This window comes from Moorena sp. SIO3A2 (assembly GCF_010672265.1).
Classification (GTDB): Bacteria; Cyanobacteriota; Cyanobacteriia; order Cyanobacteriales; family Coleofasciculaceae; genus Moorena; species Moorena producens.
Genome location: NZ_JAAHHC010000063.1, coordinates 1 through 11,763 on the forward strand (window position 1 = coordinate 1; position 11,763 = coordinate 11,763).

Consider the following 11,763-nt stretch of genomic DNA (forward strand, 5'->3'; position numbering starts at 1 on the left):
CCCTTACCCACCCCAGCCTCCCCAAGAATCAGGAGAGAGTGGCCAGCTCTAACAGCACTGCAAGCTCTCTCAAAATCCTTCCCTAACTCCCGCTTCGATACTGAGCTAACAGAGTGTCTGCTACCGAGGCGGGAGTGTATTTTGGGTTAGCCGCTTCCTCAGCATCACTTACTTTCTGTTGCAAATCCTCCGGCAGATCATTCAAAGTCATCTTATCCGCCAAAGCTCTTTTGACCAAGTCAGGCATGGCAATTTCACGAGCTTTAAGTTCTGCTGCTGACCTCATCAAATTGTTGATATCAAACTGTTTAGTGGGGTTTTTTGGCTGAACGTATACATCTCCTTCGGTTTCTGAAGTTGTAGCTTGGCTCTCTTTTGCGAGGTTGCTATCATCAGCTTTAACGATTGAATTGTTAGAGAAACCACTTCGTTTCCCAGTTTTCTTGACATGCTTTCGCAGAGCACGGACTTGGTCAGCTTGCTCCTCTGTAAGGTAAGCCTTACCTTCTGAATCGGTCTGTGCTTCTATCTCTAAGTAATGTAAGTCGTTATAGTAAGCGTCTTTTTTAATACTAAGTTCGGTCATCAGCGTTTCGGGGCGAATCGCGTCTGATGGTGCAGAATTCTGTTTAGACATTTTTTTTTCGGGATTCCATATTATGTACAGTGCTGAGAAAAAATTTCTGGAATGACCCCAGAATTCTGGGGTGCGCTGCTCAATGACAATGGTGATTTTAGCTTGAACAAGTGCTGTATCAAGCCTTCATCAATAACCACCATTGGTGAAAAGGTTAAATCTCCTGGTGGCGAGGGTGTAGTTGTTGTTAAGTCTGGGGAGATAGAGCAGCGAAATAGCTTGTTAAGTTGAGCACCGGTAAATTTTTAGTTCAATGTTTCCCCAGTTGTTGAAGCTCGATGGCTGGAGTTTCTGTTCTCAGTTTCTGGTACAGAGGTTGCTTTTCGGGTACACGGTATTTTTGTTTTCGGGTTTGTGTTGGGGGTTTTGTGGATAGGTGGTGTCGGGTGTGTGCTGAGGGTTGATGTGTAGGTAGTTGTTTGGGATTACGTAGCGTCTCCACTATGCGGAGGGTCATATAGATGGTAGGTTCTTAAATATTGCCGCTTATATGCTGAGGGTCGTATTGTAGGTTGATGTGCATAGGGTATTGCCGTGGTCTCACCTTCACTATGCGGAGGGTCATGCAGAAAAAGCCCTTCTCTTGGAGAAGGGCTAATCCATTTACAATAGGCAGGTGTTAACCTGTTTAATTAAGTTTGACTAGGATTTGCTAGCCTCAACTAACAACCGGATCTGATGGACTAACACCGCTAAGCAAAGTATCGTAATTACCGCGATGCTTCCTTCCGCTAATACTTGCTGTACTTCGGGAACAATCACCGGGTAAGACAATTCCACAGGTTGTTCAGTGTGAGTAGTGTTGATGGTTTTGGGAAATTCGTTACTGTCCATTAAATTGAACTCCGATAGGTTTGCAGTAGGAATGAGACGCACCCTATCAAGCTGCCAAACTTGAATAATTTGATTTTAAAAATAAAGCAATAAAATTGTCACTATCAAAAAGGTCTATTAAGAATCACTTTTTAATAAATAAGTGACCTTAACAGACCTGGTATTGATATTCCAAAAATGGTATAACTCTTCGGTAAGCTATAGGTAATAGCTATAGCGATCCTACTGATTCGTGAAAAAAGTGGCCTGCTTTAAGGCAGGAGCAAAAAGGCAGATGGCAGAAGGGACAAGAGAATGATTTACTGTTGCTATAGTTAATAAAAAGAGAGAGTAATTTCGTATAAGCTATTTTTTCCGGTTTAAAACTTTTAACACTTAAGTTTGGCAGCTTGATAAGTATCGAAGTTCAATTACGGGAATGAAGCTTTATAGAACTACTCTCTCTGTATCCTTATTATAGCTAATTAGAGCCGTTTGCAATTCAGTTAGTTACTTCGTTCTAGGTTTTTAGGGAACAGGGAACAGGGAACAGGGAACAGGGAACAGGGAACAGGGAACAGGGAACAGGGAAAATAATCCTGCGTACCTGATAGTTATGCAAAACACCGTAAAGAAGATTTGTCTAAAACTCTTACTACTTAAGTTTGGCAGCTTGATAAGTATCAGAGTTCAATTACTGGGAATGGTATACAAGTAGTTCCAGTAGGGATTTTAGCTACTGTTACGGCGTTGCTTAATGATGGAATGATTTTAAAAGTGAGGTGGAATAGGCAGGATAAGTCTCATCTTTGAAAATATTACGTAATTTACCTTTCGGGTGCTGGCCTTAATTTTCAGTCAGATTTACACCCAGGTCAGTTTGGGACAGCCCGCTTCATAACACACCACCAGATCAAACAACAAAAGTGAGATGCATCCAATGGGCATCTTGCCCGTTCCTGATGTTTTCGGGCGGGCAGGATCCCCACTCTATTCCTTTGATTCGTTGATTCAGCAACTCACCCATCCGCCGTTACTGTTACTACAGCATTTTTCCTAGCTATAGCAGTCCTAAATGATTTGTAAAATATACTAAACGGAGCGATTGAAAACGGGTGCATCTCATATTTGTAAAAAAGTTGCGTAGGGTGCGTTAGGGGGGGCTTCATTTTCCGCTTTGTAGCAAGGGTTTGGACAGCCCGCCCCGTAACGCACCACTGTGTCAAACAGCAAAAATGAGATGCACCCTTGAAAACTGCTGTACTTTAGGAAGAATCAAAGAAAGCTAAAGAGCTAAAATACTTGAATGGTAAAGGTTTCAAACAGTCAAAAATCATGGACTGACCTATTAGTAACCGAACGATGATAGTTGACAAACCATCAAGAAAATAAGACAGCTGACGACATACGGTAGGTATTATCGATGAGTTAGTACACCTGACAGTGAGGTCATCAATGATAGTTTCCTTAAAAACATAGTTATAACCAGATCCTCCCAATTCTTTGTTGTTAAGGGGATTAATTAGTTTAGAAATAGTGGCTTGTGTCCCGATTTTTATAAGAGCTTCTGCCGCACGAATACACACCGAATATTTGTCTTTATCCAGGCATTTAATTAACGGCTCAATTGCCGCTTGTGTTATGATTTCATCCACACGCTCCCAAAAGTTGTCATCATTCAACTTAAAATTTTCAATATTCCAAACTTTCTGAAGAAGGGGGGTAAGGTCAATAAAAAGTTCACTAATAAACTTATTAGAGTCACTAAGCTCCCAAAACCAAGAGTTGTCATCATTCAGCTTAGAATAGTCAATAATAACAGCTTCACAAGGACCTAATGTAAATTCAGCGAAAGGGTCAAGACAAGGGGGAAGACAAGGGGGAATAGAAGGGGGAATAGAAAGGGGAATATAAATTACAAGATTTGCCATCTGCCCTCTCCAAATACTACTTAAAAATACCATCTGAATCACAATTTAATAAATCTATTATCATGATAAATGTTTGTTTAAATCTAAAATAACAGAATCCGAATAATGACAAGACGAGTCGTCGCTGTTCAGCATTTAAATTGGGATATCTAAATTACTCAAAGGGCACAGGAATTAACCCTCACCCCCGCGCGGAAGGGGGGGAACCGAACCGATTTAAATGCAGATCAGCTTAACTCTGGATTACTATCACAATTGTTACATTGTGATAGTGAAAATTTAAGACCAGATTAGTTCACTTAGGGTTGACTTATAGCTCACTTTGTTAAATTTAAATGACCCCCACAGTGAAAACACATTTAAGATTTTAAATGTTAGTATCGGTTCTAAAGCTTGGCAGCTTATTTGTATCTGTAGCGTTTTTTGTCTGGTGAGGTACATTTTGAAGCTAAAAAGCTTTAGAATTCATGCTTATGTGTACCTCATTAGAGTATAACCCGCTATATTGTTCTTTGTGTGGGAATGAATTCTAATGAGCAAGAAGAAGCGTAACACCAATTCTATAGGGTTATCTGATGTAGGTATTAAAGCGGTTAGAAAAGCATTTGCTGAAGAAGGCTGGACACAAGAGGCATGGGCTGATCACTCTTGTACATCTGTATCAACGGTTAAACGCTTTCTTAAAGGCTTAAACATTTCTCCATCTTGTTTCTACGCTTTGATGGGAAAATTGAATTTAGAAGTGGAAGACGGCTATATTCGCAAAAAAACGAATACTGATACTTCTCCTTTGATTTTATCTCCAAAAGATACATCTTATTCCCAATTACCAGGGGTTCTTATGATAGGCAAATTTACCGAAAATAAACTCCCTCGAATTGAACGAACACTTGAACACTTAGGAAGTCTTTTAATTGATAGCAAAATCACGATCAATAAGGAAAGAGAAATGATTACCGTTCATGGTGAGTTTTCTGAAGAAAAGAAAGAACTCATTGAAGAGACCATCGCTCATCTAGAAGAACTACTAGAATACAGTCATGTAACTTGGTAGAGTATTAGAGCGTTACGGAAACACTTGCGATCGCCTTTGGCGCAGCGAAGCTGATCGCACAAGCGCGGAAGCTTTGCTTCATCGCGTAGCGTGACCAAAGGTTAATCGCATCCCCGCGTCCATCCCACCCTTGGTCTCAGCTAGCTCGACGGTTGCGAGACCAGTGGGCACTCGACCGAGTATGGACTTTTTGCTTAAAAAGAGACGATTAACCTATTGACGATTAACCTATTCAAGTATAGCTTAGTAAAGTTTTATTAAAAATAAACGTATTTTTGATTCTAAATCCTTAACTAAAGGTTTTATATTATCTGTTATTGGTTTGGTAACTGCCAGGTTGGCTGTTTCTTGTTTTCCACTCACGACAGCTCCTGCTTCGGTATTAAGTTCATGAATTAAATCGTCGATCTGTTTGACTAAACTCATTATTTCTGTAAAATCATCAGCTGATTTTTTCCCCCATAATCTATGAACCAAAGCTAAATTAACATACTCTCGTTTGCGCAATTGTATAATGGCGTTATTATATGGTTCTCCGACTTTCTCAAGTGATGATTTTCTAGTCCATCCTTTGCTATAGAATTTAACCACTAATTCTGTACGAAACATGTAATTAGAAAGGTTAATTGCCAGCTGATTATAATTTGAAATTTGTTGGTCAGCTCGATTAGCTGCAAATTTAATATTTTCAACAATTTTGTCAGCTGAAAAAGCAACTAAGCCAATCATAGATGTTACCATTAACACCCCTATTTTTTCAGTAATTATCTTGCCAGAAACTGAAAAAATATCGTTAATCTTAACTTTTATTTTGTCGAATGATCATACCATTATTAATGGCCAATTGTATAAGTATTAATTAAATTAATAATCTCATTATTCGTCACGGGTAGTGTATTTTGAGCATACCATAGTAGTAATGCCCGACAGGAACTATCCATTTTATTGCGATCGCCTTTGGCGGGCTCTTTGAGCCATCGCACAAGCGCGGAAGCTGAGGCCGTAGGCCACGCTTTGCGAACGCTTCATCGCCTTTGGCGGGCTCTTTGAGCCATCGCACAAGCGCGGAAGCTGAGGCCGTAGGCCACGCTTTGCGAACGCTTCCGGAGCGACCACCAACCTTAGAAAAACCACTGTGGATCTCCTCTCCAATTCTGCATCATTGGACACCTAACAATTTGATTAATCAGTGTAGAGGTGATATCACTCCGGCGGTAATCATCTCTAAACAGGTAATTTACCAACTTCCGAGCTAACCTCTTCCCGAATTTGTCCCGCTTAACTAGGACATCAAAAACTGCATCTATCAGGGGTTTATGACGATCGCTTACCGGCTTCAAGTCTTTGTCTTTGGTTTTGTTAAGTGTGAAGTAGATCGGGTTAATCAATCCATCTGGTTTTACCTTTCTCCACTTCCTAGGGGATGCATCAATGGGCACAGCATTTGCATATCCCTGATGCAAAGCAAAGTATTGCAGGGATTCGTTGAGGTGATCGGTATTGGCAGTATCTCGGCTCCATGAAAAGATCTTGTGAGTGAAAACCACTCGAACAGCATAAGGGAACATCAGCACCCCTGGAATTGTCGGTTTGTCTGCGATCGCAACAGGTGGAGAAAATCCATCCAGTATTGCTTCCACGGTTTGAAAGCCGATGTGCTCCGGATCGAAGAAGACTTCTTTCCCGCCCTCTGGTAGGTCCCTCATATTGAACTTCTGGAAGATTAGGTAAGTGGTTGATGTTGGCATGGCTTGATAGGTTAAGCTTTACGGTTAACAAGCGTGATCGCACATAATTTGGGGGAAAATCAAATCCCAACCCACACGGAAAAAGATTCGTTCCCTCGGTTAATCGGTGCAGTTGCTTTGTCTTTATTCTCTCACAGCGTATTCCGGAAAACGTTAATTTTAAAAAAAGGATAAATATTGCTATAGTGCTTGATATATCTGAGACAGAGGTCTGCGCAACTCACGGTAAATTGCCTGGTTGCCTTCCGGAAAACGATAATCTAGCCCTCGTAGACTACCGAATCAAGATCGTAGAACTTCCGGCCATTACTAGTCTTAGTGGACTGGATTTTGCCAGCAGCCTCCCAGTTCCTTAATGTCCGATCAGTCACCCCTAGGGCTATAGCTGCTTCTTTTGGTTTGACAAGACCGTTTACCTTCTTGTTTTCCGGAAGTCTTTCAGGATTGACCAACTTTTTGAGACTCCCTGGCAGCGAATCAATGTCAAACCTGCGGACTCCGTTTTGAGTTTTGCGCATTTTGATCAACCCTGTCTGTTCCATCTTTTCAAGCATTGACATGGGCACCTCAAGAATTTTACAGGCTTCCTTGGGTGTTACTAATCGCATGGTTAAAGTACCTCATTTGTACTGGACGTGTACTTTAACTCTACCTATTTTTCCGGAAAACGAAGAAGACAAGGAAAAAAGTGGGCAAACATAACTAGGAAGCTTCATGTTGAAACCCTTATGGCTCGGTGAATTTCGATCAGACTTAAGCTGTCCGAAGATTTGCAGCTAGTTCACCAAAAGCTTTAGTGGAGGGGGTTTCAGCTGAGCTGAATGTGTTGCCAGCTGGAGGGGGTATCCCAGGTTACCTGGAAGTCTTGTACCGTCAGGCTTCCAGGTAATCAACAGGAAAACTTCCGACCAAATCCCAGACGCGATCGCTTCCATGGATGCAGGGATTTCAGGGAGAATCTGGACCACTGAAAAGCTGTGATGTACCAAATCCGTTCCGCATGGAGGGAAACCAGCAGCATCGATGATTGCCAAGCTATGGAACACACAAAAACATTTCCCGCCAATACCGACACAAGATAGGAACTAGGTCAATTCGTAGGCGTAATTTTTCGGGATTTGTAGTGCCGATAATCCCCCTTAACAGAAATAGTAATTTTATAGCCCATCTTCTGATGCCTTGCAATTCTGAATTGGAAAACTGACGTGGCTTTCTCTCTGGGCAAGACAGGGATAAAGCGATCGCATGATTATTCTGCTAGGAGGTCAAATTACAGAAAGATTACTTACACCATTGAAACTTACTGGCTATGATGGAGCTAAGTCGTCATTGTGCTGGTGGTGAAGAGTACTGATGGAACCTCTGGAAATTGCTGTTGCTGTCTTGGCTGTACCGTTTCTGACAAAAGCCTGGGAAAAGACTGGAGAAAAATTTGGAGAGAAGCTATTTGACCAAGGAGAAACATTACTCCAATGTCTCAGAGGAAAATCACCTGAAACAGTCACAGCTATTGAGCAAGTAAAGGAAGAACCGCTAAATTTCGGTCAAGCAGTGCTAGAGGTAAAGGCAGTAGCCGAGAGAGAGCCAGAAATTGCTGAAGTAGTGCAAGCGATAGAAGCGACGGTTAAAGAAAACTCGCAACTGGCATCAACTATGCAAAAGGTTATAGAGGCGATTAAGTCTCAAGAGTCAAATACGCAGACTTTCATCAACACCATAGAAAAAGTTGTTAATTTGGCTCAAGGCGAAAACGCTTCAATAAAGATCGAAAATCAGAATATTAGCATTTGACTGGAGTCGTCCGAACGGGAGCGGACAAAGTTAAATCCCCCTACAGGAACACCCCACAATCTGCCACATAGCGGTGTGATTAATTTTGTGGGACGCAGTGAAACTCTCTCAAGCCTACATCAAAAGTTGCAGGCAACAGAGCGAGTTGCCATTTGTGCGCTCTCCGGTATGGGAGGGGTGGGGAAAACGGAACTAGCACTGCAATACGCTCTGCATCATGAACAGCAAGGAACATACCCTGGTGGTTTGTGCTGGTTACAAGCAGCAGAAGCTGAGATAGGAACACAAATTGTCAGCTTTGCCAAAGTCCAGTTGGATGTGCAGATACCAGAGGGATTAAAATTACCAGAACAAGTTGCTTACTGCTGGCGACACTGGGAAGAAGGGGGAGTGCTGGTGGTGCTGGATGATGTTCGGGACTACCAAGAGGTAAAATCTTATTTACCTCCAGCAGAATCACGGTTCAAGGTACTGATTACCACGAGGCGGAAATGGTTAGGAGAGTCATTTGAGCAACTGAACTTAGAGGTTCTGTCGGAGGACGCCTCCTTAGAGTTGTTGGTATCATTTGTTGGACAAGAGCGTATCGAAAGGGAACTCAACGAAGCAAAACAGCTTTGTGAGGAATTGGGATATTTGCCCTTGGGATTAGAGTTAGTAGGGCGATATTTGAAACGCAAAGAAGATTGGTCTGTGGCTCAAATGCGGCAAAAATTGGGATTGGAACACCGCTCATTGCAGCAACGTTCTGGAGATATGACAGCCTCAAGGGGAGTAGCTGCCGCTTTTGAGTTGAGTTGGCTTGAACTTGACGAACAAGCCCAACAGTTAGGATGTTTACTGAGTATATTGGCTTTAGCCCCTATTCATTGGGAATTAGTGGAAAAGTGCTTACCGGAGCAAGACCAGGAAGATTTGGAAGACCTAAGAGATGAGGCTTTGTTGAGTCTTAGTCTATTAGAACGGCGTGGTCAAGGCAGCTACCAACTACATCAGTTAATTCGAGAATTTTTCAGCAGCAAGCTGGAAAAATTAGTAGAATCCGACGAACTGAAGGGAAGGTTTTGTCAAGTGATGGTGACAGAGGCACAGCAAATTCCCCATACACCAACTCAGCGAGATATTGCCAAAGCCACTCCAATTATTCCTCACCTAACAGAAGCAGCAACAGCTCAAAAAAAGTGGTTAAAAGATGAAGATTTAATCTGGTCTTTTTTAGGTTTAGGTCGTTTTTATGGGGGGCAAGGAGCTTATATTCAAGCAGTTAAGTGGTATGAAGATTGTTGTTTGGAGACAAAAAATCGTCTAGGTAATGAGCATCCGGATGTGGCTAGTAGCATCAGTAATCTGGCAGGACTCTACGAGTCACAAGGTAGGTATGAGGAAGCAGAACCTCTCTATCTCGAAGCACTTGAATTGAGTAAAAAGTTCTTAGATAATGAGCATCCGGATGTAGCTATTATCATCAACAATCTAGCAAAACTATACTCATCACAAGGTAGGTATGAAGAAGCAGAACCTCTCTATCTCGAAGCACTTGAATTGAGTAAAAAAATCTTAGGTAATGAGCAGCCGTATATGGCTGCTAACTTCAGCAATCTGGCATATCTCTACGATTTACAAGGTAGGTATGAAGAAGCAGAACCTCTCTATCTCGAAGCACTTGAATTGATGAAAAAGCTCTTAGGTAATGAGCATCCGGATGTTGCTACTATCATCAACAATCTAGCAAGACTATACTCATCACAAGGTAGGTATGATGAAATGGAAATTCTCTGTCTCCAAGCACTTGAGATGAGAAAAAAGCTCTTAGGTAATGAGCATCCGCATGTGGCTATTAGCATCAATGAGTTGGCATTACTCTACTATTCACAAGGTAAGTATGAGGAAGCAGAACCTCTCTATCTCGAAGCACTTGAATTGAGAAAAAAGCTCTTCGGAAATGAACATCCCGATGTGGCTAGTAGCATCAATAATTTGGCATTACTCTACTATTCACAAGGTAGGTATGATGAAGCCGAAGTTCTCTATCTCGAAGCACTTGAATTGAGGAAAAAGCTCTTAGGTAATGAGCATCCTGACACCAAAATAGTTCGCAAAAACCTTGAAAGTTTACGTGATACTGAAGCAGGGTAAACGCATTTTGTCAATAAAAACGTCTCAATCTCAATAAAGCCTCAAGTAATCGTATTAAGCCTTGCTTATTGAGAATAATTTAAGCGATCACGGCAAAAGCGGATTTTGATTGCTCAGTTTCTAGCCATTCAGTAAACAACTGCTCAGACTTCGGCAGGACATAGCGCGAACGACTTTCTGGCGTAATGCTAGGGAAGCTACCATAAAGTGCCATGGAGTGCATCCCAGTTTTGCGAGACTCCTAACAGAGAATTACCCATTCAGATAAGCACAACGATGGCTCACGCACCTGCGGGACATTGTCTTGTGCCCATTGCACTCCCGATATCTTAATCCGTCGTCCTAAATGCTCCCTTTTAATTTCGACCTTAACCGATAATCACGGCTAAGTTATGCCACTGAGGGGGTAAAAATTAGCCTGTAACTGAAGTTCCCCCAAAGTTTGAACTACTCGAAACCTCAATCCCAAGCTCTGTAGCGTTCCTAGGCTTGTCGGTACTTATTGCTACTGGGTACAGTTTTATTGAGAATGCTCACAACGTTTATCTGAAGGGCGTTTGAGCGATTTGGTTCTCAAATAAAAATGCTACCAGTGCCTATAGTTGGATTATATTCCAATTGCAGACATACTTCAAGAACCAACATGGGTACACAATTTTTTTGCTCAATCGCTATATCCCTTATGGGGAGAGCTTTTAACTAGCATAGTAGTACAAATGAACGGGGGAACTTCAGCTGTAAGCTCTGTGTGGCAATGGTTTTAGTTGGATTACCTTTGATAAGATGTCCCCAGCGGGAATTAGCGGAATTTATGTAGTTCTGTTGTAGTTCTGTCTCTTCCCCGTTTCACGCTTGCTGCATGTCCACGCGAAATACGTCTCTTTCAGTAGATCACACCTCAGGAAGTATTGTAACTTTCACCCCCCCTACTAAAACCCCAACTTCTGCACCGCCCTCCGTTTCACCTCCTCACCCCGCCGGTCGTACTTAGCCGTAGTCACAGGGGAAGCATGACCTGCTAACTTTTGTACCGTCACAATATCAATCCCAGCATCGAGCAAATCAGAGCAAAAGGTTCTGCGAAAATCATGGGGAGAAAAGGACTCTACCCCAGCTTCTTTAGCCCGCTTCTGCAAAATCAATAACACGGCCTGGGGGGTCATTTTTCTGTACTGTATCTGTCCACCTTTCTGTATTGGGCACAAGAGCGCCCCTGGTTGATTACCCCTCGTGCTCAACCAATCATCAACAAACGCGATCGCACCTTCCGGTAAATAAACCGTCCTATCCTTCCCTCCCTTACCCTTCCATACTTGGCATAGCGCATCGCCTGAAGGAGTTCCAAGCAGGTAATGATTCAAGGGGTATTAGTTACATCGGTAAAAGGAGGAATTACAAAGGTTTCTAAAGCATCTGGCATACCAAGGGCTAGCATCTATTCGATATTAACCGGGACAGTGACCTGTATCCCAGAAGACACGTTAAGACGACTGGAGGCAGCTCTTGGTGTAGATTTTGGAGTAGTGTTTAACTACGATTCAGATCTAACACAGGAAGTTGATGGGTCTTTTGCCCGAATTGATCTTGTCCATAGGGAAGTTTCTGGCCAATATCAGACAGAGTAAGTATTCGTGATCGTCCCTTCAGGATGCG

General features: G+C 42.3%; 13 protein-coding genes and 1 pseudogene. 5 read left to right on the forward strand and 9 right to left on the reverse strand.

The annotated features are described in order from the left end of the window. Positions 1–82: 82 nt before the first annotated feature. Positions 83–637, reverse strand: a complete 555-nt coding sequence (locus F6K64_RS33840) for a hypothetical protein (protein ID WP_287267665.1) — start codon at positions 635–637, stop codon at positions 83–85. A 51-nt stretch (positions 638–688) separates the two neighbouring features. Between F6K64_RS33840 and F6K64_RS33845 the strand changes: the two genes are divergently transcribed. Next, entirely contained in the window at positions 689–868 is a 180-nt protein-coding gene (locus F6K64_RS33845) for a hypothetical protein (protein WP_287267666.1), read from the forward strand. 411 nt (positions 869–1,279) lie between these two features. Here the strand turns inward: F6K64_RS33845 and F6K64_RS33850 are convergent, their stop codons facing one another. Both F6K64_RS33850 and F6K64_RS33855 read right to left on the reverse strand, forming a co-directional pair. Further along, the gene (locus F6K64_RS33850) at positions 1,280–1,471 is read right to left on the reverse strand and encodes a hypothetical protein (protein WP_287267667.1); all 192 of its coding nucleotides are present in this window, start codon (positions 1,469–1,471) and stop codon (positions 1,280–1,282) included. A 1,244-nt stretch (positions 1,472–2,715) separates the two neighbouring features. After that, complete coding sequence (locus F6K64_RS33855; protein ID WP_287267669.1) at positions 2,716–3,381, reverse strand: HEAT repeat domain-containing protein; 666 nt, start codon at positions 3,379–3,381, stop codon at positions 2,716–2,718. 532 nt (positions 3,382–3,913) lie between these two features. On the opposite strand from F6K64_RS33855, the gene F6K64_RS33860 reads away from it, so the two are divergent. Continuing rightward, positions 3,914–4,435 carry a hypothetical protein gene (locus F6K64_RS33860; RefSeq protein ID WP_287267670.1) on the forward strand — a complete coding sequence of 174 codons (522 nt, stop codon included), beginning with the start codon at positions 3,914–3,916 and terminating at the stop codon, positions 4,433–4,435. A gap of 243 nt (positions 4,436–4,678) precedes the next feature. Here the strand turns inward: F6K64_RS33860 and F6K64_RS33865 are convergent, their stop codons facing one another. The 4 genes from F6K64_RS33865 to F6K64_RS33880 all read right to left on the reverse strand — a co-directional run bounded on the left by F6K64_RS33865 (position 4,679) and on the right by F6K64_RS33880 (position 7,249). Then, positions 4,679–5,176 carry a hypothetical protein gene (locus tag F6K64_RS33865; protein ID WP_287267672.1) on the reverse strand — a complete coding sequence of 166 codons (498 nt, stop codon included), beginning with the start codon at positions 5,174–5,176 and terminating at the stop codon, positions 4,679–4,681. Positions 5,177–5,556: 380 nt separating this feature from the next. Beyond that, entirely contained in the window at positions 5,557–6,183 is a 627-nt protein-coding gene (locus F6K64_RS33870; RefSeq protein ID WP_287267673.1) for a hypothetical protein, read from the reverse strand. Positions 6,184–6,443: 260 nt separating this feature from the next. Then, the gene (locus tag F6K64_RS33875) at positions 6,444–6,791 is read right to left on the reverse strand and encodes a MerR family DNA-binding transcriptional regulator (RefSeq protein WP_287267674.1); all 348 of its coding nucleotides are present in this window, start codon (positions 6,789–6,791) and stop codon (positions 6,444–6,446) included. Between the two features lie 281 nt (positions 6,792–7,072). After that, complete coding sequence (locus F6K64_RS33880) at positions 7,073–7,249, reverse strand: hypothetical protein (protein ID WP_287267676.1); 177 nt, start codon at positions 7,247–7,249, stop codon at positions 7,073–7,075. A 287-nt stretch (positions 7,250–7,536) separates the two neighbouring features. Here F6K64_RS33880 and F6K64_RS33885 point away from each other — a divergent pair, with 287 nt between their 5' ends. Continuing rightward, positions 7,537–7,974: a hypothetical protein gene (locus F6K64_RS33885; protein ID WP_287267678.1), complete on the forward strand. Its 438-nt coding sequence runs from the start codon at positions 7,537–7,539 to the stop codon at positions 7,972–7,974. A gap of 75 nt (positions 7,975–8,049) precedes the next feature. Beyond that, positions 8,050–10,110 (forward strand): tetratricopeptide repeat protein, encoded by a 2,061-nt coding sequence (locus F6K64_RS33890; protein WP_287267679.1) that lies wholly within the window; start codon positions 8,050–8,052, stop codon positions 10,108–10,110. Between the two features lie 79 nt (positions 10,111–10,189). On the opposite strand, the gene F6K64_RS33895 is transcribed toward F6K64_RS33890, so the two are convergent. Both F6K64_RS33895 and F6K64_RS33900 read right to left on the reverse strand, forming a co-directional pair. Beyond that, on the reverse strand, positions 10,190–10,324 hold the full coding sequence (locus F6K64_RS33895) for a hypothetical protein (RefSeq protein ID WP_287267681.1): 135 nt from the start codon (positions 10,322–10,324) through the stop codon (positions 10,190–10,192). A 715-nt stretch (positions 10,325–11,039) separates the two neighbouring features. Continuing rightward, positions 11,040–11,426, reverse strand: a pseudogene (locus tag F6K64_RS33900) (tyrosine-type recombinase/integrase); the annotation flags it as partial. A 36-nt stretch (positions 11,427–11,462) separates the two neighbouring features. Here F6K64_RS33900 and F6K64_RS33905 point away from each other — a divergent pair. Then, positions 11,463–11,735 carry a helix-turn-helix domain-containing protein gene (locus F6K64_RS33905; protein ID WP_287267682.1) on the forward strand — a complete coding sequence of 91 codons (273 nt, stop codon included), beginning with the start codon at positions 11,463–11,465 and terminating at the stop codon, positions 11,733–11,735. Positions 11,736–11,763 lie beyond the last annotated feature (28 nt).

Bases quoted from the DNA above. Each gene is read 5' to 3' on its own strand.
- F6K64_RS33845 (WP_287267666.1), top strand. From the start codon at position 689: ATGACCCCAGAATTCTGGGGTGCGCTGCTCAATGACAATGGTGATTTT.
- F6K64_RS33855 (WP_287267669.1), bottom strand. From the start codon at position 3,381: ATGGCAAATCTTGTAATTTATATTCCCCTTTCTATTCCCCCTTCTATT.
- F6K64_RS33860 (WP_287267670.1), top strand. From the start codon at position 3,914: ATGAGCAAGAAGAAGCGTAACACCAATTCTATAGGGTTATCTGATGTA.
- F6K64_RS33870 (WP_287267673.1), bottom strand. From the start codon at position 6,183: ATGCCAACATCAACCACTTACCTAATCTTCCAGAAGTTCAATATGAGG.
- F6K64_RS33865 (WP_287267672.1), bottom strand. From the start codon at position 5,176: ATGGTAACATCTATGATTGGCTTAGTTGCTTTTTCAGCTGACAAAATT.
- F6K64_RS33905 (WP_287267682.1), top strand. From the start codon at position 11,463: ATGATTCAAGGGGTATTAGTTACATCGGTAAAAGGAGGAATTACAAAG.
- F6K64_RS33850 (WP_287267667.1), bottom strand. From the start codon at position 1,471: ATGGACAGTAACGAATTTCCCAAAACCATCAACACTACTCACACTGAA.
- F6K64_RS33885 (WP_287267678.1), top strand. From the start codon at position 7,537: ATGGAACCTCTGGAAATTGCTGTTGCTGTCTTGGCTGTACCGTTTCTG.
- F6K64_RS33875 (WP_287267674.1), bottom strand. From the start codon at position 6,791: ATGCGATTAGTAACACCCAAGGAAGCCTGTAAAATTCTTGAGGTGCCC.
- F6K64_RS33840 (WP_287267665.1), bottom strand. From the start codon at position 637: ATGTCTAAACAGAATTCTGCACCATCAGACGCGATTCGCCCCGAAACG.
- F6K64_RS33895 (WP_287267681.1), bottom strand. From the start codon at position 10,324: ATGGCACTTTATGGTAGCTTCCCTAGCATTACGCCAGAAAGTCGTTCG.